The following is a 24,302-nucleotide window of genomic DNA, read 5'->3' on the forward strand; positions in this document are numbered from 1 at the left end:
CGCTGTGATCATTAGAGTGACTTCAAACTCGCGAAGACGTTACTCAACAGGAGGGATTGCCAATGCCGCTATCGCAACTCAAACCGAAAAGCGATTCGGCGGTCGTGCGCAACATGCTTGGAGAGATTGAAACGGCGTTAAATGTAGGTGCCTCACGTGAATCGATCTGGAAGACGCTTTGCGAAGAACAGGGACTCACACTGACGTTCGAGGGCTTCGTAAAGGCTTTGTGGCGGGCTAGAAGATCTCAGGAACAGCCGACCTTGCGTCAATCGCAACCAGCGGAGTTGGAATCTCGCACATCGGCTCTGATCAGTCGCTCGACTGAACGATTTTTTCCGGTCGAGAAAAATCAAGAGGCATCTGATAAGCCGCAAGGCGCCGAAGCAAAGCCCAACCGCATTAAGACAACGCGTGACTTTGAACGTGTTCACAGCATGGATTTCAGTGAGTTCGACGATAAATTCAAGTGAGGTGCAAATTGAAGATTGCCGTCTTAAATTACAGCGGGAGCGTGGGTAAAACGGTCGCCGCGCATTACCTTCTCAAGCCGCGCATGCCGAATGCAGCGTTCTTTTCAGTCGAGACGATCAATCAATCCGCGAGCGATCTGGGCGCGGATCAAGTGTCACAATTGCAGGGAAAGAAGTTTGGCGAATTGCTTGAAGCATTGGTTCTGGAAGACGACGCCATCATCGATATCGGTGCATCTAACATCGAACCGTTCTTCGAAGCCATGTCACGGTTTTCCGATGCTGAACAGGAGTTCGATCTGTATGTGATTCCGGTGACACCAGATCAAAAGGCCTGGCAGGAAAGTTTAAAGACCGTCGAGGCGCTTTCGAATATCGGTGTTCAGCCGGCGAAAATTCGCCTGTTGCCGAACAGGATTGCGTCGGAACCGACCGGCGAAATTCCAGCCGTGTTCAATTACGTCAAGAAAACCAAAAAGGCGTGGATCGATCCGAATGCGTACCTGTTCGAGAGCGACATCTACGGCTATTTGGCCGCCAAGCGGATCGGCTTTGACCAGTTGATCGATGATGGCGTGGATTACCGGACGCTCGCCAATTCCGAGTCCGACCCGGACAGGGCCAAGGATTTCGCTCGCATGTATCGGTGGAAGAAGCTGGCCATACCGGTGCGGAACAACCTCAACGACGCATTTTCGACCTTGGTGTCGTGATGGATCGGCCGCCGTCCAAAGAGGAAGTACTGCTTGAGTGGTTCCTTGGCGACTCAAAGGCGATCGCCGCCGACCTGAAGGCGGCGGCGGCCGACGCTGAAAGCGTGCGCGATGGGATTGTCACTGCAAAGGGCGAACTGGATGCGACGGTCCAGGCAGCGACACGAGAATTGGTGGCGGCCCACCGCGAACTGGCGCAGACCCTCCGCGATGCAAAAGCCAGCAACGCAGACGCTGCGCGATCCGTCGCCGCAACGAGTCAAGGTGCGGTCTCGGTGGGCGTGCGCCGGTCAATTCCCCTGCTGGTGGTGTGTTGCGGCGCAACCGCGACGATCGGCGCTACTATCGGCGCGGCGGTCGCTATCCTGCTTGTCCGGCATCTCGTCTAGAACGGTACGGCAATTTGGCTGCGACCCTGACAAGAAATTGATGTGAGCCGGAGCGACGCGCCTCGGGTCGTCTCGGCGCTGAGTACTTCTCGGTTAGTCTGTTTGCTTGATGCGCGCCTTCGCCTCATCAGCCATCTGCCGAACTTGAGTTGCAAGTTCAGGTGGCAGCCAGACCTCGACCTGCACCCAATTCGCCGGGTACTCTTGCGACACGGCCAGCACGGATTTAATCACTGCGCCGACGCGCTGTTTCGTCAATCCGCTTTCATTGGCGGCTTCGGTCTGCGAGATGCCATCGACCAATACGCGACGGGCAACTTCAACGTTGCCGACCGTCATGCGTTTGAGACGGGGCATGAGTGACTTAAAATCCTTCGCTGTCATGCTCTCTCCTGCCATGTTTGCGCCCCCATCTGAATGCGTGGATTCGGGGCTAGATTATCTGCTTGGAGTCAATAGCGGTCAATAGATGCCAAAAGAACGCCGCACGGCGTTCTGCGTGCGGCGTGCTGTCCTCTCGCGTTAGTGGTGCTGGATCTTCTGCGCGATCAGTGGATGAGGGAGCGTGGCGACACCGCGGAATCGCCAGTAGCGCGACCCTTTTCGGGCATAGATGAAGGTGACGTTTCCCTCGACGGGTTCGCTACCTTTGAACGATTCGACGCCATCGCCCAGTTGCCAGACGAGCGGCGGCCATGGGCCGGACATGGCTGCGTGATATTCGGCCTCGGTGATTTCCTCCGGGTGAGTCGATAACGCACGCTCCTGCTGCTCGATGAAAGAATCCTCCTCACCGATCACCACGCCCGGATAGCGCTGCGCGAGCTGGTCGAGCGTTTCGCGTGTCCAGTTTGTGACGTAAGTGGTGGTTGTGCCGTCCGTCAGTTCCAACGCGTAATCGATCGCGGTCGGCTCGCCCGGAATAAAAAAGACCTTGCTCATGGTGTTCTCTCCATGTGTCCGAGGAACTACCGGGCGGCTGCATTCGCCCGGTAGCCTATCCGCGTTAGCCGATCATCTTGCGCATCTCATCGGCGAGAACCCACAAAGCCCGATTCAGTTTGACGTTCTGGTCGATGCCGCTGACCGCTCGGGTGGTGGTCGTGCGGCCCGTCGCACTTCGTCCGCGCAGCCCACCCTTCACCATATTTTCTTGTACGCGGTTAAAAGTCGTCCACAGGTCCGACCCACCATCCTCCATGCGGCGGGGCCGGAGAATCTGCGTTTCCGTTACGGGCGCGGCGGCGTCTTCCGTGTCGTACTTCAATTCGAGGGCCGCGCGCGCAAAGGCGTTTTGTGCGCCGGTGTCGAGCGTCACGCCTTGCATGCCTTCGCGTTGCTCGTCTACCACCTCGAAGTTGTCGAGCACGCGAAATGCACCCTCGATCACTTCGCCAACAACGTCACCCTTATGCGGGACGCGGACCTCTCCGACATTCGTGCCGCACACCATGCCGTTGCAGCAGACGAAGCGGAACATACCGGCGAGCATCTGATAGCTGCTCGTTCCATCGTGGCTATTCAGCAAAATGATTTCGTTCGCTTCCTTGCCGCTGATCTGGTCGGCATGACGGAGACGAATCATGTGCTTGGTGAAATCGCGCTTGTCTTCGCTGCGCACGCGCGTCTGCGCGACCATGAAGGGCTGGAAACCTTCGCGGCGCAGGCCGTTGAGTACATCGATCGTCGGAATGTAGGTGTACCGCTTCGAGCGGCTTTCGTGCTTTTCAGCAGCGAAAATCGACGGCGCGATGCTTTGGATTTGCTCGTCCGTCAGGGGGATTTCCGAACGGAGAACGGGCGCGTTATAACCGAACTTGGATGCGAGTTGCATTTACAGTACTCCTAAATTGCGGTGTTGTAAAAAGTCCGGGAGCGGTTGCCGCCGCTTGATTCCCGGTATCGAGACGATGTGCTGATTAGCGTGTCGATGTAAGTATGATAGGACGAAAGCCTCTAAAAGTCAATACCTGTAAATATATATATTTATTGTATTTACTGCCTGGGGCGATCAGTTTGCTTTCAAGGTCCTGCCCCGAGGACGAGTGAGGGAGCGGATCGTTGGTTTCAGACGGGCGCGTAAGCGTCTGTCTCACTTCCTCCGGCGTAAAGCACGCGAGGACCCTGGTTGGTTCTGCTCGTCGGAGTCGGTCGGTCGCGGTAAGCCCGTTCTGCTGCGCGCATCGGCGCGGTCAAGGGAACGTGGAATACCGCAGACCGCGCAGCGGTCGGGGATATGCCGCGAAAGTCCTTGACCGGGCAAGCCGGGGCGTGTGGCAGATTCAAGGGCGTGAGCGACTGGCCGACTCCGACGAGCAGATACGCCCGACAGCCGGTGCGACATAACCAGCAAGACCCATCACCTAGCAACGGCGCGCGCAGCGCCGCCACGCGCGCAAAAGAGTCGGTGTTTCACTTGGTGTTTTGCAAGCGGATCGATATAATGAGTTGGATCCCGTTCTACTCCTGCGGTGTTGGACGGAAAGGCTCGAAGCGTTGCCGCGCTCCGAGCCTTTTGTTTTTTATCGATGACCCTGACGACTGAACGGCCATGAGACCGCTCGTCCCTCAGTACGTCTGGGCAGTCGTTAATCTTCTTCCCCTCTGATTTCTTCGCGTTCACACCCCGCTTGTTCGTTTGGTTCGGCCGGGTAGTCTTGGTCGGAATCCACCTCGTCAGTCTCGGCAGACGCAAAGCTGTAATCGCCCGGCACCTCGCGATTGACCAATACTTCCGGAAGCCAGCCAGTGTCAGACAACAAGCGCTCGGCCATCGATGCAACCTCTTGATTCTTGTTTGATGCGAGCGGTGCCGCAGCATCTGCCGATACGGCGACAGTCACAACTTCCGAAATTCGATCCTTCGAGACGTGATTTAAGTAACTGGCTTGCGTGGCCTTCCAGTACTTCGTCATGTCGAGATTCAACACGTCGCATAGGGCGTTCACCGTATGCGCGCGATCGATCCCGCTTACGCTGTCGAGAGTCGCGGCGACGCAGAATGCGAAAAGGTTCGAAGTAATGTCATCGCTCTGCTGCAAGAGCCATGGCAGAAGCTCCGAGCCTCTTGTCGGCAGCATCGAAGACCATTTTGCACGCCCGGCGTCGATCTGCTGCCATGCAGGGCTGTCTGCCATATCGTCGGCCTCGCGCAGCAACTTCTCGTGCGACGACGTGAACTGCGCTTCCAGCATCGTCCCGTTGAACACGTATCCATACTTTTCCCGGAAGATAGTCGGGATCATGTGGTGCATGAGCACGGCGAGTGCGACGCCCGGTTGCGCGGCTAATTCAACTTGAACGGCGGCTGTACGATGTGCGGTCAGGCGTCGGCAGAGCTTTTCGCTGTGAAGGGGTTTCTCCTTCTTTGCCGGTTCGACCGTATCGCCGAACCCGGTCGAGCTAACTTCGCCAGAGGGCTTGTCCTCAGGCTTCACGAAGCCACGTTCGATCACGACCTCGCCCGCGTAGTTGAGGAACACGAATGCGCCGCCCGTCTCCAGTTGCTCGGGCAACCATGCTTCCAAGTTCTCAACAAAGGCATCGCACGCGTCGCTCGTCGCGTTTGCTGCTTGCTCTAACGCATCGCGCTTTTCCTCGTCTCGTCGCCTGACTCGTCGTCGTAGTACGCATTAAGCGCATTGGTCGCCATGTCCCGAGCTTTTTGGAGCTTGGCGAATTCGCGTTCCTCCTTCGTCGTCATGTCGCGCGTGCGCGATGACAGTCGACCGTAAGCACTCAGTTCGCTGTAGTCGCGCTTGACGCGGGTCTCGACCCACTTCCATCCCTCGCCGCTAATGGTTTGCGCCACCTCGATCAGACGGTCGGTCGCAAGCTGCTGCAACAGCGCGGCGTCGGCGATGTATCCGGCGTTCTCATCGTCGCTGAACAGGTCCCGGCGCACAAAGCCACCGGCGGCCTCATAGGCGGCAAGCGTCACAAATCCGACAAGTGGATTGTTGCGAACCTCGACCTCCTCGTTTGTGATCGCCGCGCGAAGCTGGTGCGGTTCGCGCAACCATGGCTGCGGAGCGTCGAACCACAACCGCTCCTGCAATTCAAGATCATCGGTCAGCGCGAGCGCGATCACCTGCTCGATGCTCATGCCATCATCGCGGAACACGTCCAACAGTCGCGGCGAGACGTTTGCGATCTTGAGGCGGCGCTGGACGATCAGAACCGGGACCGAGAAAAGCGCGGCGATGTAGTCGGCGCTTTTGCCCTCCTCGATCAGCATACGGAAGGCCATTGCCTGATCTGCCCCGTGCATCGGTTCGCGCGCGTGGTTCTCAATGAGTGAGGCAGCGACGGCTTCAGCCTCCGTGACGACCTTCACCGGGATAGGTTCGTCCGGGCTGATCACGCCCCGTTCCACGAGCAATTGAAGCGCAGCGAGTCGGCGCTGACCTGCGCACACGCAGAGCTTCAGCTTCTTGCCGCGTGCGCCCTTCATCGGATGAGCGACGAGGTTTTGCAGCAGTCCTTTCGCGGCGATGCTGTCCGCAAGGCCCTCGATGCCGGTGGGGGCTTTACGGCGCACATTGCTCGGGGACAGGCTCAGGCGCGACAGCGCGACCTGCTCGATGGCAATGTCGTCGCCAAATGTGCTTTCGAGGATCGTGGTCGAAGCTACAGCATCGTCTAACTCGACAACACCGCTCTGAACGTCGATGGTTTCGTTGCGGTCATCCATTTTCAATCTCCCAGAGTGTGCCAGCGACCGAGCAAGTCGCACGGTGCAACATGCCGAACGGGTTGCGGGCCGGTTTTGATACAAAATCGATGCGGAACGGGAAGCGATGGCATGAACGAGATCGCTTCCCCTGCTGAGTTAGTTGGCGTCGACGATGCCGACGGGACCGGTCGCTTTTACAGCGCAGAATCCCTCGCCGCAGGCCCTGCTATAGCCGTCGTCATGAGTTACGAACTTTCGAGATGCTGTTTTGCTGTGGGTCACTTTAAGGCGGTCGCTATTCTTCGCGAGCGCCGCGTGAATCATGGTCTGTACGTTGCTCGCGCCATCCCAATGCAGGCCCGCAACCTGGACTCGATAGAGTTCGCCCGACCGGAACTGATCGACAGTGGGCGCAATCAGACCGCTTTCGGTGAAGTTGCCTTTGTAGCGTCGATAAATTCGGTCAATTGCAGTTTGGACTGCGGCGTCGCTGTGCTCGCGCACCGTCGCAATATGATCCGCACCAAAACAGACCTGTTGACCATCCATCATGTGGTAGATCGATCCTTGGTAGTCGATCAGGCCGTCGAAATAGCCCGCCTTGAATCCACCCGTTGCCGCTTCAACCTGTGCGGCGTTCGGTCCATCGGTCCAACTCACATAGATCGACGCGCCTCCGCTATAGGTTCGACTCCGGACTGAAAACTTCACACCGCTGAATGCCTCCGAGAGCGACTGTCGAATCAGCTTCGCGGTTTCTGCACAGGTAAAGTGGTTCGTTATCATGATCTGCATTCCTAATCGTATGAATGAAATAATTAGAGCGTCGTCACCATCACGCTCAACCATCTGCCTTCGTGGTATTGCAATTCGATTTGGGAACAATCAACGGTCACAACTCGAATGTCGCTTTCAACATATGTTCTTTGGGGGGGCGCGGGGGGAACGCCCGCTTCTTGGGTGGGGTTGCTTGTGCGGGTGGTCGTTGCGCTCATGACTACCTCCTTTGTCTGTCGTTCAGTTTCATCTGCTCTTCGGAGCCGCCTCGGCGCATGATTTGCACGGGCCGGATTCGGTGCAAGGGCGCGCCCGGAAGCCGCAGCGAAGCGCAGCCGCAGGCGAGCATCGAACGGATGAGGACGCGGCGGAGCGAACCCTTGTGCCGAATCCGGTTCGTGCTATGCGTCGATTAAGAGGCGGCTTTGAAGGGCGGATGAAACGTGCTTTGAACGGCAGACGAAGGGTGGAGCGCGAGGACGTGTTTCCTGCACGAGCAACCGCACCGCACAGGCACCGCCAGGTGCGTGTGCCCTTTCGGCGCGGAGCGCCGCTGATCAGGGTGTGGGGCGCCGACAGGCGACCTTTGTGCGTCGACTAATACTCGTCCCGATCAGACGTAGTCAAGCTAGGCAGTGTCGGTAAACCGCGGGTGGGCAGATCGTCGATGAGCGTCGAACCTCGCCAGTCGCGCTAATCGATCACAGCAGGCTCAGGCTCATCGGGTTCGTCTCGGCATGGTGGAGGCTTCAACCCTGCAAGCGCGTGTTGGCGCAAGGCTTGTTCATTCAAGAGCAGCCGAACTTTTTCCATCGCCACAAGTTGGCCAAGATCCTCTTCGATCCAGATCTTATGCAGGCAGCTGAAGTAGTCCGCCAGCTCCAACATGGTTCGGCGGCCATGCTCGATTTCCAACAGCATTCTCTCGACGTCCGTGTGACCTCGATATTTCTTCCAAAGCGCGCGACTCTCATTGACGCCGATAGGTTCGAAGCGTGGAAGTTTGCGAGCCATACGATTCACCGCGTTTGCAAGCTTCGGGCAAACAAGACGATGACTCGGGACGATGCGTTCCGATAGCTTCCGCAGTTTGCGTTCGTGATACGAATCTCAAGATGAAGTCGACGATTCGTCCGAGGCGGGTGCTCATCGCTCTCTAGAAGACGTTTCGCGACATCCTGAGTCATGACCAGGACGTTGAGCGTCTTTTATAGGTTTGGACGCAACTCTAAGATTGTTGATTCTGACGCCTCGATAGACAGTTAGCGGACTGTTCGATTTTCCGAAGCGCGTTTCTGCACGCTCTCGCGATCGACCACCTCCTGACCCGCGCTGACCCGTTTATCGATGCTGGGCGCGTTCATCATCATGCTTGTACGTGAGGACCGTCGCTATGTCGCCTTTCATGTTGATGCAGGCTCCGAGCACGACGATATCGACGCGCGCTGGAGCTTATGGCTGATCGTCTGATCGCATCAATTCGCCGACGGTGCGCTGGCGGCAGCCAGCTTCGCCGCTTTCTGCTTCTTCGATGCTTCGTGATGTCCAATGGCACATCCGGCCGCCGCGCCAAGGACTGCGTGCTTACCTGCGAAGTGACCTGCAACACCGCCGACTGCGGCGCCCTTCAGACAGCCCTCGGCAAACGTAGATGTCGATGCGCCACAGACCGCAAAAACGACGACGAGCGTGGAAAGTGTTTTCATGTGAGGCGATTTATAAGGATTGGGATAAATGCAGTCGCGCCATGAGCGCGCTGCTTTTCGCAGCATACGGGTACGGATCTGAGTTGCTCGCTATTCGTGCTCACGCAATGTTGAGAGCGCATCCTCGAGAACGTCTGCGGCCTCGAAGTGATGTTCAACGCCAGCTTCATTGAGCGGTTCGCCTGACGGCATTCGGCGAGACTCTGCGGAATCCCGCAAAACATTGATTGCGGCGCGCAGCGCAAGAGCGGTGGTCAGTTGCGTCATTGGATCCTCACGTATGCCTTAGACGCGGTTTTGTGCCTCGCGGCAGTCGATACCCACGCATGAGATTTCTTCGGTCGGCCCAAGAGCGATTTAGTTCAAGAGCCGCTGATGGCTAAGCGACACTGGCGCTTAGCCTCTCATCAAGATCGTACATGGCGCGGTCACGAGCGGCGACGATTGGAGGGCAAATGCGGATCAGACCGCGAGGATCGAGCTGACGCGCAAGGGAGAGCGCCTCGGTCTGGCTTGTAACGATACATACCAACGTTGTCGTCTGGCCGGCTGACTCGACACGCCAACCTCCATCGTAGTTGCGCCGAATCACGACACAGCTGGTATCCGTATCCTCATCTGTCCGCATGTCTACACGCTCCGGGTCAGAAACAGTGATGCGGACATTCTGACATGTAGTTACTTGTTTAATGGATTTTGTCTAGCGATTGGCGGAACCGGCAGGGGCCTCGGGCACCTTTGTGCTATCGAGTAAGCAAATCGTCAGATCTGGCCGCATCATTTCAGCAAGTTTCAGCGCATCATGCTGATGCAGAACGACCACATCGAACGGCTGCTTTTTGCGAGGGAACGACACTCGCCAACCCGGGCCGTCCGCTGGACGGATGATTACGTTGCCTCGTGTCTCATTGTTGGTCGGCATATTCGGCATCGCGACAGTGATTTGGCCGAGGCGGTGGATGGGTACCAAGGTTGGTATCGGCTAGAACAGGCGCAATGTCAGTTCGATGCGCGTTCGAGCATTCCTGGTCGGTATGGATTTCGGGCCTTTGGTGCTTGGCAACCCTGCCGGCGCTCCTCCGTCATTGGACCGCAACAGCTGACGTGGATGCGTACGGGACTACCAGGATGGGACAGTGAGACAGTGCGGAACGGCAGAGTGTCGCGCAATGGCGATGCGACAACTACCCCTTGGATAGTTTTGCTTTTAGATTGTAAGAAGTTGATTTACAAACATTTTTTTCAAGTGACCAGTGCCACCATTAGTTTGCTTTTAGATGAGCCTAACGCTGCCTACGCCCAATAAGGGACATATCGAGCATACCGGCGAGAGGTAGACTCGGAATCATCTAACTTAATCTTTCCGGCTTCGAGCGTTTGATTAATGATCGCCGAAACAACTTCGACCTTCGTTGAGGGTAGTCGAAAGCGTTCTCTGAGGCCTTGATTCGACATGCGTCGATTATTCACGTACTCCAGCACGCAGTGCTGATAGCACGCTCGAATCCGGTCGCCCTTACTCATGTCCTTGAAGTCCTGATGGGCGAACATCACCGATGTCGTCCGAACGTTTCCAACCCGGAAGTCCGGCGCGGGAAGTTGGTATATCTCAGAAGCGGCTATGACCTTGTCGATCCCGCTCCCCTTTTCTTCACAGACCCCCATCCTGCGCATGATGTCGGCAAGACGTTCATTGCGGGATCGATATTCGTCGATGAAGCGCTCAAGCGGAATCGGAGGGATGCCCGGATTGGAAATCTCGACCCGATCTGCATACATTTCGATCATGACCGACATGCCTGTGAGCGAGTAGTCCTGATGCACGAGTGCGTTCGCGATCAGCTCGCGCAGCGCCTGCTTGGGAAACATGCGAACTTCCTCACGCAGCGCCTGCTCGATGACGTGATTTTTCGGTGCAAGACTGTGAAGCATCGAAAGCAACGGCTCGAAGCCAAGCGCATATCCTTCTTTTCCGATTTGATCGAGCTTCGTTTGTACCTTACTCGTGCCTTCGTACACGACCAGTCGAAAAGCCTTGCGCGAAACGGAAAGCGGAAAGGCCTCAAGGTGCTTCGCAAGAAGAATCGCCCCAAGGTTGGAGATCGTCCACGCCTCACCGATTCGATGAATCAACTGCTCCCCTTCCAGCCTGGCGAGCACAGCGCTCTGATTGGTCGGATAGGGCATCCCGATCAGATCGAAATAGGCCTGCGAATCAAGTAGCGCGACCACCTGTTCGGAAGTGCATCCGGACATGGCAGCCTCGGAGAGCCATTCTGCCTTTCCCTCTGAAAAGATCTCGCGTAAGCGGTCTTCAGTCATGGGAACAAGTTCGTGAGTCGATCTCATCCAATACGCCCCATCGAGACTATATGCGGTCCCATTGGGTCGACTCGGAACGTGAAAGATCAATACACGACCGTCGGCATGTGCGAACTCTTCAACATCAACCCGAAACCGAAGGGCGCTGAACAACTTACTCGCGACATCCGATGGATCTTGAAACGCAGAAGTACCCACCACGCGGCGCGGGTGTTTGTCCGACACGCCGAAGATTAGGTTGCCGCCACCCTCATTAGCCAAGGCTACGCAGTAGCGCTTCAACTTAGTAAGGTCGTACTGCTCCTTCGCCTCTTTGAACTCTAAATGTTCACTCTCAGAGGGTGCGGACAGCCAGCGATTCACCTGATCCAACGTCGTGCGCATGTGATTTCAATAAGGAAGAAACAGTCTGGTCGAGAACCGTGAGCCAGCGGTGGGGGCAGGCGCATTATCTCATCTTGTGGTGACCGACCCGGGCCGCCCATCGCGTGTTGTGTGTTGCCTCCCGTCTGTCGCACTTGATCGTAGATCACCGTTCTCGCTAACATGTCGATGCATGGAGTGACGCCGGATGATGCAGAGAGGAAATGTCGTGGAACCATTCGATACAGCAACCCGCTGGCGCCAGGCAAACGGTTATGTAGGTCGCGCCGGCGTTGTCGTGATATTCAACGGCGACGTGCAGAGTTGGGTGAATAGCCTCCGCAATCCTGACCACTGGCAACCGGGATGCGTTGCAGTCGACGAAGACGGTCGCACTTGGACATCTATCGCCGGAAACGAGCGCAACGGCGCGTTGATGTGGCTCCCGAACGATGAGCTGCGATGACCGCACGCAAAAACCGTTCGATTTACGCTGCGAGTCGATGTTCGTAGTAAGGCCGGTCGCGGTCTTCAAGAATGGCATACATCGCGTCCAAATCTGATGATGTCGGATTCAACCACGCCGCGATGTTCTCAGGCTTGATCGGAATGATGCAGCGATCATGACCGGCAGCTTCGACTTCCGGAGGCGGCTCGTCTGTGATAGCGGCGAATGACAGCAAATCAGGTTGACCGGGCGCGCTCCAGTGAGACCACAAGCAGGCCACGTGCAGCAGTTGACCGTTGCTGGGACAAAATTCCAGGACGACGTTTTCTTCTCGATCGTGCGTCTCAAGTAGAGTATTTTCGTTTCTTGCGCGTTTGACGTTCTCGTAAAAAACGTCCGCTAACATGATGCCGTGCTTTACACCAAAGCACGGCTTCCAGAAGCATTCCAAATTATCGAAACGCGCATTATATGTTCCGGGGTACTTAATATCGTAGTTGTGGGCTTGCCGGCGATGCGGAATTTATAGCGCATGGGCTTCACCACGTACCTGCCGTCTTCCATCACCAGCACCGGTGCGTAGCTCTCGGGGAAAATTCGTAAGTCGCGCCGCTTCGAGTCCGTTCGATGGATGTCTTCAAGTCCGCGGAGCGCGTTCTCGATTTTGTTCGTAGCGATGCGTTTGTCTTCTGACGCGACCTTCGTGACTTTTGTCTCCAAAGCACGCTCGGCCTTGGTAAGTCGCGTCCGTTGTTTGAACAGCTCTTGCTCGAGCTTTGTGGTTTGCTCGGCGTTGAATGCTTCGATGGCGGTTTTAATCTGCCGTTCAAGGTCAGTCTGCGGATCGCGGAAATTCTCATCGATCGCCTTCGGGATTTTCGCTTTGCTACCCTCGGCCCGTTCGAAGTAGAGGCGTGCAAACTCCTCGATGCCCATGTGGGCACCGAAGGTCTTCACGTACTTCCGAAAATCCGCCTGGATTTGGGCCGAGTAGCACATGCATCATCTCCTTGATCGATCGGTGGGCGGGCTGAGTCGCGGGCATGCTCGTCAGAGCGATTCCTTGCACACCTTCATCATCTTCTGGACCACGGTGCTGGCGTGATTGAGCGCCATCTCGCTCGTGAACAATGCCTGCACGTCACGCTGCCGCACGGCGATGCCGGCCTCCTTCAATTCTCGTTTCGCGATTTTCAGCGCGAGCTGACCGAGCAGCACACGATCGAGCCAGTCCATCGAAACGACGTTTCGGACCAGCCAGATTCGACCGCTCTCCACGAGATGGTCGATTCGCCACTCACACGTCAACGTGTGGGATGCGGCAACGGTCGCCACCAAAAAGCACAACAGGTCGGCGCGCGCGCCAGGAATGTAATCGATGTCGAGTTGGTCCATTGCTCTGCCCGCTCGGTCCCCCAGATTGTTGATGCCTTCTGTTCACTTCCTGCAACTGCGGGCAACACGACACGTTTCAACCGTCTGCGTTCCGTCACCTACGCTGGCTACAGCGCACGGCCGTTCCAACGCATGAGCCGTCGCATCCTTTGCAGTAGCGACGATTGTGCACGCTGTCGTCGGCCGTCCAGCAGTTGAAATTGTCGATCGATTGGGTGCCGATTGTCCGGCCCGCTTCCCGTGCGAGAAATGTCGGCTCGCCAGCTTTGCCGCGTGCGATCGCCTCGTCAATGGTCGCGTCACCGAAAGCGTCGCGCAGGCTGGAAACGAAGTCTGCGATCTCCGGCATCGGGTGCTTCCGTACAAGCATATCCATTCGCGCCTCCAGGAGCGACCTTTAAAGGGGCAATTCACTGCTGCTAATTTTGAGTTACGATACTGTACAAATATACAGTACTTCGTCCAGACCTAGCAGCCATGGCCGCTCTGCCAAAAGACATCTCGTCAATCCACGAAAGCTTGTGGCGCGGCCACCAACTCGCCCGTGCCCACGGCAAGACCGTCGACACCGGCTACGCGGCCCTGTCGGCGGAGCTGCCCGGTGGCGGCTGGCCGATCGGCGCGCTGGTGGAGCTGCTGGTTCAGCAGCCGGGCATTGGCGAGATGCGGTTGCTCAAACCCGCTCTGGTCGCCGCGAGCAAACGGCCGGTCGCGCTACTGCAGGCGCCTCACGTGCCGAACAGCTTGGCGTTCGCCTATCTGGGCGTGCCGCTGGACAAGCTCATGTTGTTGCGCGCGCCGAAGACGGCGGATGCGCTCTGGTGCGCCGAGCGCGTGCTCAATGCCCGAAGTTGCGGCGCGCTGCTTGTCTGGCAACAGCACATCCGCTCTGAAGCGTTACGACGATTGCATCTGGCGGCACAGGCGACAGAGACCTTGCTGATTCTGGTCCGACCGCTTGCCGCCGCTCAGGATTCGTCACCAGCAGCCCTGCGGCTCGGTGTGCGACCCGCCGACGGCGGCCTCGACGTCGATGTCATCAAGCGACGAGGCCCAACTCGAACCGATCAACTGTCCATCCATCTCCAACCATCTCCGATTCTGCTCAGTCCTCATGGCCGTGTTCGTCGCCATCTTCCTGCCCCGGCTTTCGCTGGAAGTGTTCCGGCCGAGGTACTCACCTCCGACTAAGCACGGCTGTGTGGTACTGGAACGCGACAAAGTCATCGTGCTGGACCAGGCAGCAAGGGAAGCGCGCGTGATGGTGGGGATGAAGCGCGGCGGGGTCACGACACTCACCGCCGACGCGCTGATGTACGACCGCACCCCTTTGCGGGAGCTTGATGTGCAGCGCGAAGTCGCGTTCGCGCTGCTGCGTTTCTCGCCTCAGGTGGCGGTGCGGGAAGAAGAAACGATTCTGGTCGACGTCACCGCCAGTCTTCGACTCTTCGGCGGCATCCGACGCGTGTGCCGGCAGATCCAGGAGGTGGTCAACGCGATCGGTGTCACTGCCCGAATGAGCGTCGCACCGACGGGGCAAGGTGCCTGGCTGCTGGCCAAACGCGGCCGCCGGCGCGTGCTCAAGATGGGTTCGCTCGAACGCTATCTGGGACAGTTGCCTTTCGTAATCGTCCCCGAAGTCCGGTCATTCGCCGATTGGTTCAACGGACTCGGGTGCCGCGTGCTCAATGATGTTCGTCGCCTGCCGCGGGCAGGTCTCAAGAAGAGGTGTGGCGTGGATTTACTGGATTCTCTTGACCGCGCCTACGGCCTGTCGCCCGAGCTCTACGAATGGCTGGAGTTGCCGCCCTCGTTCAGTGCACGTACCGAGTTGCCCGATCGCGTCGAACATGCAGAAGCCATCCTCTTTTCAGCGAGGCGCCTGATTGTCCAGCTGTGCGGATGGTTGAGTGCGCAACAGCTCGCGCTCACGCAGGCGACGATCACGCTCGAACATGAACGCGGCCGGCAGGCGATTGAGCCGACGACGATCGACATCGCGCTGGCTGAACCGACGTGGCACGAGGAACACCTTGTTCGACTGTTGAAGGAACGGCTCGGTCGCATCGACCTCGAAGCGGCCGTCATCGCAGTACGCCTGACAGCGTCCAAAGTCGAGCCGGCGGAACCGCCGAGCGATTCGCTGTTTCCTGATCCCGGCGGTTCAGCCCAGGACCATAATCGACTGATCGAACTGCTGGTGGCGAGGTTGGGCGTCGAAAACGTCTTGCGGCCTGCGCCGACATCGGACCACCGGCCGGAACACGCGAATCAGTGGGTGCCCGTACAGGACACAACGAAGGCGTGCGCGCCTCCGGCTGAACTGCCGCGGCCGACGTGGTTACTCGACACGCCCGTACGGCTGATGATCAAGCATCACCGGCCGTTCTACGGCTCGCCACTGAAACTCGTCTCGACGGGCGAGCGCATCGAGGCCGGCTGGTACGACGGCCAACTGGTGACGCGCGACTACTATGTCGCGGAAGCCACCGATAAAAGCTGCTACTGGATTTATCGCGAACGACCGAGCGTGAAGACCGAGGAAGTTCGGTGGTTCCTGCACGGGCTCTTCGGATAGTCGGTGGTGTGGCCGTGGATCTTTTCTCGTCGACCCTTCCCGACTACGCGGAGCTTTTCGCGTTCACGAATTTCTCGTTTCTGCACGGCGCATCGCATGGCGAAGAACTCGTGCTGCGCGCGTCGCAACTCGGCTATTTGGGTCTCGCGATCACGGACGAATGTTCGCTCGCCGGTGTCGTGCGCGCACACGTCCAGGCGAAGGAAGAAAAGCTGCCGCTGATCATAGGCTCGTATTTCCAGCTCGTTCAAGCAGACAAGAGTCCGGCATTCGGTCTTATCCTGCTCGCACAGAATCGCAACGGCTACGGCAACCTGTCCGAGCTAATCACGCTGGGGCGCATGCGCGCCACGAAGGGCACGTACATGCTCACGCCGCATGATCTTTCGAAGCCCGAACCGGCGTACGCACACCTGCGTGGCATGCCTGATTGTCTGGCGATCCTTGTGCCGGATTTTCCGGCAAAGGAAGACGGGCTCTCTGCACAGATCGAATGGCTCAACGAGACGTTTCCGCGCGCGCATGGGTTGGGCTGATCCTGCATCAGCGCGCGATGGATGATATTCATTGCGGCAGTGTCGAGTACGTCGCCGAGCAACATCGCGTGCCAGTCGTCGCGCTCGGCAACGTGGTGATGCATGTGCGCTCACGCAAGCCGCTTCAGGACACGATGACAGCCATTCGCGTCGGCCGGCCCGTTGCCGAATGCGGTTACGATCTCGCGCCCAACGCGGAGCAACACCTTCGCTCGCGGCTGCGGATCGCGAACCTCTATCCTGCGCACGCGATCGCTCAAACGCTCAACATCTTTAAGCGCTGCACGTTCTCGCTGGATGAACTGCGCTACGAGTATCCCGATGAACTCGTGCCCGAAGGTTTTACGCATGAGGCGTATCTGCGCCAGGAGACGTACATCGGCGCGCACAAGCGTTTTCCGGCCGGCATTCCGCATGAGGTGCAGCAACAGATCAAATACGAATTGCAGCTGATCGGCGAGATGCGGTACGAGGCGTACTTCCTTACGGTCTACGACATCGTGCGGTTTGCGCGTAGCCAACACATCCTGTGTCAGGGGCGCGGGTCGGCGGCGAATAGCGCCGTGTGCTACTGCCTGGGCGTGACGGAAGTCGATCCGTCGCGCGGCAACATGTTGTTCGAGCGCTTCATCTCGAAGGAACGCGGCGAGCCGCCGGATATCGATGTGGACTTCGAGCATCAGCGGCGAGAAGAAGTCATCCAGTACATCTACCGCAAGTATGGTCGAGATCGTGCGGCGATCGCGGCGGCGGTCTCCACATACCGGCCACGCGGTGCGTTGCGTGAGACCGGCAAGGCGCTCGGCATCGACCCACAGATCGTCGACAAGGTGGCAAAAAGCCACCAGTGGTTCGATCACTCTCAGGACCTGTTGCGCCGGTTCGAAGAAACCGGGCTTGATCCGGAGAACCCGCTCATTCGAATGTGGGCGAAGCTCGCCGCGCAGATCCTCAATTTTCCGCGACACCTATCGCAGCATTCAGGCGGCTTCGTCATCAGCCGCGGCAAACTCACGCGACTTGTACCCGTCGGGAATGCAGCGATGGCGGATCGCAGCGCGATCCAATGGGACAAGGACGACCTGGAAGCGCTTGGGCTCCTGAAGATCGATGTGCTTGCGCTCGGCATGCTGTCGGCCATTCGCCGCACGCTTGATATCGTTTCCGAGCAACGCGGCGAACGTTTCGAGATGCAGGACATTCCGCCGGAAGATCCGGTCACTTACTAGATGATCTCGCAGGCGGATACGGTTGGCGTGTTCCAGATCGAATCGCGCGCGCAGATGAGCATGTTGCCACGCATGCAACCGCGCACCTTCTACGATCTCGTGATCGAAGTCGCCATCGTGCGGCCGGGACCGATTCAGGGTGGCGCGGTCCACCCTTATCTGCGGCGGCGGCAAAAAATCGAGGCTGTTTCGTATCCAAGTCCGGAACTCAAAATCGCACTGGGTCGCACGCTCGGCGTGCCGATCTTCCAGGAGCAGGTGATGCAGGTTGCCATTCTCGCGGCGGGCTTCACGCCGGGCGAAGCCGATCAGCTTCGCCGCGCGATGGCAGCATGGAAACGCAAGGGCGGGCTGGAAAAGTACTATGACCGCATCGTCAATGGGATGAAAGAGCGCGGCTACGACCAGTCATTCGCGGAAGCGATATTCGAGCAGATCAAGGGCTTTGGTGAATATGGCTTTCCGGAGAGCCACGCGGCGAGTTTTGCGCTGCTGGTATATGCAAGTAGCTGGCTCAAATGCCATGAACCGGCCGCGTTCCTCGCTGCAATGCTGAACAGCCAGCCGATGGGCTTCTATTCGCCCTCACAGCTCGTACAAGATGCGAAGCGTCATGGCGTCAAGGTAGCGTCGATCGATGTCACGATCTGCGGCTGGGATTCGGTCCTCGAACGACAGCATCATGGCGCGACGCCAATCGTTCGTCTAGGGCTCTCTCTACTCAAGGGAATGCGCGACGGCGCCGCCGAGCGCATTGAAAACGCGCGAGCCGTCAAACCGTTCGAAAGCGTCACTGATCTTGCGGCGTGCGCAACTTGATCGCCACGATCTTCAGGTGCTGGCGGCAGCCAACGCCCTACGCTCGCTCGCGGGCAACCGGCGCGAAGCGCTTTGGCAATCGGTTGCCGCTGTGCCTGACCGAGATCTTCTCTCCGACACTTGCATCGACGACGAAACACCGGCACTCGGTGCACCATCAGAGGCCGACGACATTGTGAGCGACTACCACTCGACGGGGCTGACGCTCGGCAGGCACCCGTTGTCACTGTTGCGTCCTACACTTCTCCAGCAGCGACTCATGCCGGCCTCAACACTGCGCACTTATAGAAATGGACGTCTCGCTCGGGGATGCGGGCTGGTCACGGTGCGACAACGCCCCGGTACTGCGAAGGGGGTGATGTTCATCACTATCGAAGACGAAACTGGCAATGTAAACGTAATTGTTTGGCCTTCGCTGTTGGAGACGTACCGACGAGAAGCCCTTGGAGCGTCATTACTCGCGGTGTACGGCACCTGGCAATGTGAAGGTGAGGTTCGGCACCTTGTGGCACAGCGGCTTGCCGACATGTCTCATTTGCTTGGTGGCCTTGCAACGACCAGTCGAAACTTCTGTTGATCAGCTATGTCGGCAAGCCAATATTCTCCAAGAAATCAAAAGACAGCCGTCAAACCGTGTGAAACATATCTACGAGCTTGACTGTCTTATTTTTTCTTTATGCGACTTCTTCTCCCGCAAGAAATTCTGTCGCAAACGAGTGCAAGAATTGAGCGCTAGTGTATGAGGCATAAGTATGTGCGTCGTCAGATTTGGTCTCGTCGCCAAAATCGCAAACTGACTTTATTGCAATGCACGCTGGTCGCGGTTCCGAAGCGTACTCCGCAGCTGTGAAGACCGCGTAGCTCTCCATCTCTACCCCAACAAGGTTCTTATGCTGGTCGCGGACGTCATCGACAAGCCTCGCCGCTTGCAGAACAGACGCGCCAGACGCCATCGCATCGATGATTACTCGAGGTGTTTTAGCCGGCCGAGCCCCTTCAAATTGGCGATGAATCCCATCGAGAATGCCCGGTGTCAAGGCGACCGCGCGCGCACCAGCACGCAGCCTTTCATCCAGACGCCACTGATACGGCGCGGGTCTGAAGCGAAGCTCAGACGTTGTTTCGTCACGAACCCACTTTCCACTGCCCCAATCGAAGCACGGGTCGGCGATGAGGATATCCCCTAGTTCGGTTTTTCCTCTAACTCCGGCGCAGATACCCGCAATTACGAGCGTTCGCGGTCTGAAGGTACTGATCAATTTTGCAGCGACTGCCGCCGCTGGCGGCATTCCCATTCTTGGTGCCGCGACCGCTACAACTCGCATTGGGCGATGCTGTGATGCGAACGTTCCGACGTAGTAACGCGCATGATCATGCGCGACGACCTCTTGGCTCCAATTTGCGTTCAAAGCCAATACGCTCTCCAACTCCTCATCCAGTGCGGTAAAAATGGCAAGATCAGTATGATAGGTTTTTCCATCGCTCACGTATGGAGGGCGGTGTTTTTGGACCAAGTACTCAAGCGCAAGCTCCAAAGATTGCTTCCATCCGTTCTCGGTATAGGAAAAACGAACCAACTTCCAAAGTGGGGAAGCAAACTCGTCCGCCGCAGCATCTGCGCTTTCGTCATAAGCCGTCATGCCCACCAAGTAACCTGGCGGTTTCGCAGCGACGTTATTCTTTATAAAGCTCACGACCTGGAGCCCCGCTCCAGCGGTCGCGTACGCGTCAGGCTTCTCGGGCAAATTGATATCTAGAATTACGAGATCAAAGCGGCATCGACGTATCGCTCGCTTCGCGGCGGAGACATCTGTCGCGTATTCGACGTCTTCTTCATTGATTCCCTGCGTACCGAGAACCGCCGCAGCGATCAAGCGTCTTTTTTCCTGTTCATCCTCTACGATCAAGATCTTTAACATGTTCCTTCCTTTCTGACCTCATCGATCAATGATCCAAGCTGCCCCTGCCAATTGGTCGAGCCCTGGTCGAAATACACGCTCCCCACGAATAAGCCCGGAAACTCTCGCTCACAGACTGATGTGATTTCGGCAAAGCTAATCTTATCTTCACCTTCACCGAACGTTTCGAGTTGCGTAACCACAATCACCTTGCAGTTGATCATGCGATGTCTCAACTTTCGTAGTAAGTCGTAACCTCCAAGCGGGCGCGATCGCCCTTCTCGGCCGTTAGGAACCCGATCAAAAGTCGGCAATGTCATATCAAGGATGATCAACTGCGGAGTCAGCGATTCGACTTGTTTTAGTCCACTTTGGAAACTTGCATACAAATGGGCGAGGCAGTCAGGATAGCGTGCGCCCAAGAAATGCAGAATCGCAGATGCTTTTGCGGGACTGTCTTCTATAACGTAAGTCAGCATTCGTCCACCGCCTCCCCTCGCAATTCGACCTTCGCAACAAACTCCCGCTCGTTTGTCACTTCTAACTCAATACTATGCTTCACCCGAAGATCGAATTCAGCGATCCGCCATATTTTGGATAGACCTGAGCCTCCCTCGCTTCGTGCCCTCTTCAACGCAGAATCGCGCTCATAACGTCGCATTGCCGCGTCAGACGTCGCTCGTCGCTCAGCGAGGTCGACGTCTTCCGGGATGAGATTCCGACACTCCAACAAGACCGACCCTTCGCGCCGCGATGTGCTGATTTTTACCTTTACTCCGCCATCCTCAACAAGCCCGTGAATAATTGCGTTCTGAAAAAGAATGAAAACTAGTTCGCATAACCCGTCAAGTGAAGCGCCAGGAATCTTCAGAGTAGCTGCCAAGTTGAGAGTCGGAACAAGTGACGTTTGTGTGTAGCAGTTCGTCGCCTGCAGCATCGCAACATGCACCGCTAAATCGAACTCAAACGGTTCTCGGGAGAGATCAGTCGGTTTATGGAACCATTCAATCACGTCATGAAGTGCAGAATCCAACGAGACACGCGCCCGCGCCACAGCGTCAATCATAGAAACTATCTGATCATGTCGAAGTTTTGACTCAAGGTTGGTAACCAAAACATCGAACGCGATAGTCAGCTGGCCCCTCATTGAGGTCTGGAGATCCATACGAATAGCATCAAGGGACCTGTCTGTCAGGAACCAACAGTATGCGATCAGCTTGTCCACTACTAGCTCGTAATTGGGATTTTCAGCTACAGAAGCTTCTAGTGCAACAAGCTCACCCTCCGACGAATGGTAGTTAAACATAGCAACGTTGTCGCCTATTGCTCGGATATGCAGCTTTTGCTTAGTGTAGCTTTGCACAAGCTCCTCAAACCTTTGAGTGAATCTCCCAAGTTGTTTCCTAACAAATTGAACTTCCTCCTGCGCAAGTGTGTAGAGTTCGTCTCGCCAAACAGCCGGGAGTGCGTAATCTCCATCGACACGGGCGCACAAAAGGTTCTCCAACGCTAAAGGGCTTCTTAAATGCCCTTCAAAGGAGCCATGCCGAATCGAAGTACTTATGTGCGTATCCAGACCAAAAGCGGGGTTGAGCGCAAACTCGTGGACTGTGTCTGAAAGCATCGACTGCACCAGGCCTTCCAACTCGGATGCGGGCAGTTTCAGTTCCTTCAGCTCAGGACTGCCCTTTACGTTAAGCATTGCAACGAGCCGTTTAGTCAGCTTCTCAGCCTGATAGGCTAAAGCAGGAAAACTCAACAATCGTTCATATCGCGCAAATGACTCCTTCAGCGTAACTTCAAGCGCGCGCCGCACTCCACTTTCATCCACGTAGATCTTGCTTGACTGAACTTTCTTGAGGAAATGGGCTACGTTTAGGTCGCGAGTGATTGTTCGAATCTCTGCTAAGTATATCGGCCCATGTTCGGGATCCGCTTTGTTGAGAATCTGGAGAACGGAAATTCGCTCCTGATCGACTGCGTCAACATCGTCGAATGCCGTTGTGTCGTCAAGCACGCGCGGTATAGCAATGTTGCGTAGAAAGAAAATCCACAGGTGGTGATCAGGTTGGCCAGCGTCAAAAAAAGTATCGGTTATCTCCGAAGGCCGGGCGAACCCAAGATTGTCAAGAACATTTTCGTATATGTCCGACAACTCACGTTCCCATTTCGGGTCGATGTGACGCGAAGTTAGATAGACGAGAATCGCCAACTCAACTCGGCTGATCAACCTATGGTCCTTCAAACACAACTTCGTCAATCTTTCAAGTGGATAAGAATCCCAAGCTGTCGGCTTCCGCAATAGTTCCGCCACGGCGATCGTCATCGCATCTTCGTACCGCCCGACAGCATAGTGGGATTCAAACAAATAGCGAGTTGCCGTAGTTTCCAGATAGTCGTTTCCAGTATCTCGGACTTTGCGGTAAAAGTCGGCCGCCACGTCGTAGTCACTGTTGCTAAAAGCTATGTGCCCCGCGTATGAATTAAAGCGGTATTCCGGCACCGTTCCCCGCAAAGCCTCTAGTAACTCATTACTTTTATTCGACAATGCTTGCCTCAGCCTTATCGAAGGCGATTGCGGGTCCATAACGCTAAGCCTGTCGAGCCAGGATACATCTGGAGTTAGCTGAGATAGGATCGGCGCACTCCAAGGGTTATCAATAGGGCCGGCAATTGCCGCCAACCGATCTAGCTCTGTGTATTCCGAGACTTGCAGATGCTCATGCCTCCGTTCAAGAAACGCAGCAATTTGTATCCCGTAGCCGTGCTTGGAACACAGCAAGGCGAGCTTCTTTAAAGTTAAGCGACTTTGTGCGGCTCTGTCGGACCGGACTAAAATATCCGCCATCAAGCGCACAATCTGGCTTTTTATAGAAAAACCTACTTCGCCTAATTCTTCGATTTCAGCTATCGCTGCGGATCGCGCGATCAACTCTAGATTATCCCCAGTATCAGGAAGTAGCAGGTCGTAGCGTCCGACCGTGTAGGAATCCGCAGCCGGCAACGTGGCATCAACGGAGCCTTGCTTACGCAGTCCAAATACCTCTTGCAGCCGGGTAATGCGGACATCAGCAACTCCGTCAAGCTGCTCCAACGCAAGCTTAAGTCGATGCAACGATGTGGAGCTAACCCTCGTTGCATAAAGTTGAAGCATAGAGACGAATGTCTCGTAGCGATCGATAATGGGATTCGGCTCCTCCTGAGCGATTGGAATGCCAATGTTCTCGATTTGTGTAAGGTCATACGGCAGCACGTGGCTCAGCCAGTAGTCTCCGAGCTCGGGAATGTCGATGATGCTTCCGGCTTGTTGTTCCAGACTGGTGTAGGAAACGTTTTCCTCAGCGCGGACGCTGAAGTAGTAGACCAACCACGCTGCGTACTGACTAAACCCGGGTGTTGTAACGACCTCTTCCAGCAGATCCTTTTGCGCTTTCAAGCCCTTAAGCAACTGAAGGATCTGCAGCCTTTGGTTAAGCAGCCAAATGGAGATGCCAAACAGCGCCTCAATTTCTTGGAGAAGGCTCTGTGCTTTTGTTAACTCGCCACGAAGGTAGGAGGCGTAGAACTCTTCACGGCGGGAGGTGAATTCGCGAAGTTCTGCTTTGTATTGGGCAAGAACAGATGCGGTCCAAAGGATTTCTGCATCTGCGTCCAGTCGCGGCAAGCGCGGTTTCGAAGTGAAATCTTTTAGCGTCCCTGGGAAGGTCGTCGGTGCCAAAAGCGGCTTATACAATGGCTGCCGCGCTAGTTCCTCAACGATCGCCGGGAAGGTTTCAGGACGTAACGCGGCGCGAGCCCGAGCTAATCCGCTCCTTGGAGTTCTGGCCGAGTGCACGAGGCGTCGGAAAAGTTGCAAGGCGTCAGGCTTCCCAGACCGCTTTTTGGTGGGTCGATTTCTAGATTTTTTGCTCAATTTCGAGTCTCTATTCTTGCTTTTAGTGGCGTGAAAAAAAAAATGCTTTGTTAGTAGAAGCATCGTAG

Annotated in this window: 21 protein-coding genes and 2 pseudogenes; 7 read left to right on the forward strand and 16 right to left on the reverse strand. The window is 56.5% G+C overall.

Annotated elements, in window-relative coordinates; genetic code table 11:
- Positions 1-62: 62 nt before the first annotated feature.
- Genes P9250_RS32365 through stbC form a run of 3 tightly spaced genes read left to right on the forward strand, consistent with a single transcriptional unit; the run spans position 63 to position 1,575 of the window.
- Entirely contained in the window at positions 63-473 is a 411-nt protein-coding gene (locus P9250_RS32365) for a hypothetical protein (RefSeq protein WP_310397568.1), read from the forward strand.
- Positions 474-481: 8 nt separating this feature from the next.
- Entirely contained in the window at positions 482-1,186 is a 705-nt protein-coding gene (gene stbB / locus P9250_RS32370; RefSeq protein WP_310397570.1) for a StbB family protein, read from the forward strand.
- Positions 1,186-1,575 (forward strand): plasmid stabilization protein StbC, encoded by a 390-nt coding sequence (stbC, locus tag P9250_RS32375; RefSeq protein ID WP_310397573.1) that lies wholly within the window; start codon positions 1,186-1,188, stop codon positions 1,573-1,575. Before stbB ends, stbC begins: the two co-directional genes overlap by 1 nt.
- Positions 1,576-1,668: 93 nt before the next feature.
- Here the strand turns inward: stbC and P9250_RS32380 are convergent, their stop codons facing one another.
- The 7 genes from P9250_RS32380 to P9250_RS32410 form a co-directional block, all read right to left on the reverse strand.
- The gene (locus tag P9250_RS32380; RefSeq protein ID WP_310397576.1) at positions 1,669-1,959 is read right to left on the reverse strand and encodes a TrfB-related DNA-binding protein; all 291 of its coding nucleotides are present in this window, start codon (positions 1,957-1,959) and stop codon (positions 1,669-1,671) included.
- Positions 1,960-2,097: 138 nt separating this feature from the next.
- Positions 2,098-2,517, reverse strand: coding sequence for a hypothetical protein (locus tag P9250_RS32385; protein ID WP_310397579.1), 420 nt, complete (start codon positions 2,515-2,517; stop codon positions 2,098-2,100).
- A 64-nt stretch (positions 2,518-2,581) separates the two neighbouring features.
- Entirely contained in the window at positions 2,582-3,409 is an 828-nt protein-coding gene (locus P9250_RS32390) for a DUF932 domain-containing protein (protein ID WP_310397582.1), read from the reverse strand.
- A 754-nt stretch (positions 3,410-4,163) separates the two neighbouring features.
- Positions 4,164-5,090, reverse strand: coding sequence for a hypothetical protein (locus P9250_RS32395; protein ID WP_310397584.1), 927 nt, complete (start codon positions 5,088-5,090; stop codon positions 4,164-4,166).
- Between the two features lie 62 nt (positions 5,091-5,152).
- On the reverse strand, positions 5,153-6,268 hold the full coding sequence (locus P9250_RS32400; RefSeq protein ID WP_310397587.1) for a ParB/RepB/Spo0J family partition protein: 1,116 nt from the start codon (positions 6,266-6,268) through the stop codon (positions 5,153-5,155).
- Between the two features lie 138 nt (positions 6,269-6,406).
- On the reverse strand, positions 6,407-7,045 hold the full coding sequence (locus P9250_RS32405) for an LPD29 domain-containing protein (protein WP_310397590.1): 639 nt from the start codon (positions 7,043-7,045) through the stop codon (positions 6,407-6,409).
- 675 nt (positions 7,046-7,720) lie between these two features.
- Complete coding sequence (locus tag P9250_RS32410; RefSeq protein WP_310397593.1) at positions 7,721-8,041, reverse strand: hypothetical protein; 321 nt, start codon at positions 8,039-8,041, stop codon at positions 7,721-7,723.
- 333 nt (positions 8,042-8,374) lie between these two features.
- Here P9250_RS32410 and P9250_RS32415 point away from each other — a divergent pair, with 333 nt between their 5' ends.
- Positions 8,375-8,497: a hypothetical protein gene (locus tag P9250_RS32415; protein ID WP_310397594.1), complete on the forward strand. Its 123-nt coding sequence runs from the start codon at positions 8,375-8,377 to the stop codon at positions 8,495-8,497.
- 5 nt (positions 8,498-8,502) lie between these two features.
- On the opposite strand, the gene P9250_RS32420 is transcribed toward P9250_RS32415, so the two are convergent.
- From P9250_RS32420 to P9250_RS32445, 6 genes and pseudogenes are all read right to left on the reverse strand, one after another.
- Positions 8,503-8,733: a hypothetical protein gene (locus P9250_RS32420; RefSeq protein ID WP_310397595.1), complete on the reverse strand. Its 231-nt coding sequence runs from the start codon at positions 8,731-8,733 to the stop codon at positions 8,503-8,505.
- Positions 8,734-8,823: 90 nt separating this feature from the next.
- Positions 8,824-9,000 carry a hypothetical protein gene (locus P9250_RS32425; protein ID WP_310397597.1) on the reverse strand — a complete coding sequence of 59 codons (177 nt, stop codon included), beginning with the start codon at positions 8,998-9,000 and terminating at the stop codon, positions 8,824-8,826.
- Between the two features lie 1,026 nt (positions 9,001-10,026).
- Positions 10,027-11,439 (reverse strand): ATP-binding protein, encoded by a 1,413-nt coding sequence (locus P9250_RS32430; RefSeq protein ID WP_310397599.1) that lies wholly within the window; start codon positions 11,437-11,439, stop codon positions 10,027-10,029.
- A gap of 467 nt (positions 11,440-11,906) precedes the next feature.
- Positions 11,907-12,865, reverse strand: a pseudogene (locus P9250_RS32435) (SOS response-associated peptidase family protein).
- A 51-nt stretch (positions 12,866-12,916) separates the two neighbouring features.
- Positions 12,917-13,261: a hypothetical protein gene (locus P9250_RS32440; protein ID WP_310397600.1), complete on the reverse strand. Its 345-nt coding sequence runs from the start codon at positions 13,259-13,261 to the stop codon at positions 12,917-12,919.
- A gap of 94 nt (positions 13,262-13,355) precedes the next feature.
- Positions 13,356-13,637: a hypothetical protein gene (locus tag P9250_RS32445; protein ID WP_310397602.1), complete on the reverse strand. Its 282-nt coding sequence runs from the start codon at positions 13,635-13,637 to the stop codon at positions 13,356-13,358.
- Between the two features lie 101 nt (positions 13,638-13,738).
- Here P9250_RS32445 and imuA point away from each other — a divergent pair, with 101 nt between their 5' ends.
- From imuA to P9250_RS32460, 3 genes and pseudogenes are all read left to right on the forward strand, one after another.
- Positions 13,739-14,452, forward strand: a complete 714-nt coding sequence (imuA, locus tag P9250_RS32450) for a translesion DNA synthesis-associated protein ImuA (protein WP_310397604.1) — start codon at positions 13,739-13,741, stop codon at positions 14,450-14,452.
- Complete coding sequence (locus P9250_RS32455) at positions 14,376-15,839, forward strand: DNA polymerase Y family protein (RefSeq protein WP_310397606.1); 1,464 nt, start codon at positions 14,376-14,378, stop codon at positions 15,837-15,839. Before imuA ends, P9250_RS32455 begins: the two co-directional genes overlap by 77 nt.
- Positions 15,840-15,853: 14 nt before the next feature.
- Positions 15,854-19,000: pseudogene (locus P9250_RS32460) on the forward strand (error-prone DNA polymerase).
- A gap of 97 nt (positions 19,001-19,097) precedes the next feature.
- On the opposite strand, the gene P9250_RS32465 reads toward P9250_RS32460, so the two are convergent.
- From P9250_RS32465 to P9250_RS32475, 3 genes are read right to left on the reverse strand one after another with little or no spacing between them, the layout of a single operon-like run.
- Positions 19,098-20,342: a hypothetical protein gene (locus P9250_RS32465; protein WP_310397608.1), complete on the reverse strand. Its 1,245-nt coding sequence runs from the start codon at positions 20,340-20,342 to the stop codon at positions 19,098-19,100.
- Positions 20,336-20,800, reverse strand: coding sequence for a response regulator (locus tag P9250_RS32470; protein WP_310397610.1), 465 nt, complete (start codon positions 20,798-20,800; stop codon positions 20,336-20,338). The genes P9250_RS32465 and P9250_RS32470 overlap by 7 nt, the downstream gene beginning before the upstream one ends.
- The gene (locus P9250_RS32475; protein ID WP_310397612.1) at positions 20,794-23,985 is read right to left on the reverse strand and encodes a hypothetical protein; all 3,192 of its coding nucleotides are present in this window, start codon (positions 23,983-23,985) and stop codon (positions 20,794-20,796) included. Before P9250_RS32475 ends, P9250_RS32470 begins: the two co-directional genes overlap by 7 nt.
- Positions 23,986-24,302: the final 317 nt, after the last annotated feature.

The organism is Caballeronia sp. LP006 (genome assembly GCF_031450995.1).
GTDB lineage: Bacteria > Pseudomonadota > Gammaproteobacteria > Burkholderiales > Burkholderiaceae > Caballeronia.

Excerpts from the sequence above, each read along its gene's own strand:
- P9250_RS32365 (WP_310397568.1), top strand. The coding sequence starts at position 63 with ATGCCGCTATCGCAACTCAAACCGAAAAGCGATTCGGCGGTCGTGCGC.
- stbC (WP_310397573.1), top strand. The coding sequence starts at position 1,186 with ATGGATCGGCCGCCGTCCAAAGAGGAAGTACTGCTTGAGTGGTTCCTT.
- P9250_RS32380 (WP_310397576.1), bottom strand. The coding sequence starts at position 1,959 with ATGACAGCGAAGGATTTTAAGTCACTCATGCCCCGTCTCAAACGCATG.
- P9250_RS32385 (WP_310397579.1), bottom strand. The coding sequence starts at position 2,517 with ATGAGCAAGGTCTTTTTTATTCCGGGCGAGCCGACCGCGATCGATTAC.
- P9250_RS32390 (WP_310397582.1), bottom strand. The coding sequence starts at position 3,409 with ATGCAACTCGCATCCAAGTTCGGTTATAACGCGCCCGTTCTCCGTTCG.
- P9250_RS32400 (WP_310397587.1), bottom strand. The coding sequence starts at position 6,268 with ATGGATGACCGCAACGAAACCATCGACGTTCAGAGCGGTGTTGTCGAG.
- P9250_RS32405 (WP_310397590.1), bottom strand. The coding sequence starts at position 7,045 with ATGCAGATCATGATAACGAACCACTTTACCTGTGCAGAAACCGCGAAG.
- P9250_RS32410 (WP_310397593.1), bottom strand. The coding sequence starts at position 8,041 with ATGGCTCGCAAACTTCCACGCTTCGAACCTATCGGCGTCAATGAGAGT.
- P9250_RS32415 (WP_310397594.1), top strand. The coding sequence starts at position 8,375 with ATGCTGGGCGCGTTCATCATCATGCTTGTACGTGAGGACCGTCGCTAT.
- P9250_RS32420 (WP_310397595.1), bottom strand. The coding sequence starts at position 8,733 with ATGAAAACACTTTCCACGCTCGTCGTCGTTTTTGCGGTCTGTGGCGCA.
- P9250_RS32425 (WP_310397597.1), bottom strand. The coding sequence starts at position 9,000 with ATGACGCAACTGACCACCGCTCTTGCGCTGCGCGCCGCAATCAATGTT.
- P9250_RS32430 (WP_310397599.1), bottom strand. The coding sequence starts at position 11,439 with ATGCGCACGACGTTGGATCAGGTGAATCGCTGGCTGTCCGCACCCTCT.
- P9250_RS32440 (WP_310397600.1), bottom strand. The coding sequence starts at position 13,261 with ATGGACCAACTCGACATCGATTACATTCCTGGCGCGCGCGCCGACCTG.
- P9250_RS32445 (WP_310397602.1), bottom strand. The coding sequence starts at position 13,637 with ATGGATATGCTTGTACGGAAGCACCCGATGCCGGAGATCGCAGACTTC.
- imuA (WP_310397604.1), top strand. The coding sequence starts at position 13,739 with ATGGCCGCTCTGCCAAAAGACATCTCGTCAATCCACGAAAGCTTGTGG.
- P9250_RS32455 (WP_310397606.1), top strand. The coding sequence starts at position 14,376 with ATGGCCGTGTTCGTCGCCATCTTCCTGCCCCGGCTTTCGCTGGAAGTG.
- P9250_RS32465 (WP_310397608.1), bottom strand. The coding sequence starts at position 20,342 with ATGTTAAAGATCTTGATCGTAGAGGATGAACAGGAAAAAAGACGCTTG.
- P9250_RS32470 (WP_310397610.1), bottom strand. The coding sequence starts at position 20,800 with ATGCTGACTTACGTTATAGAAGACAGTCCCGCAAAAGCATCTGCGATT.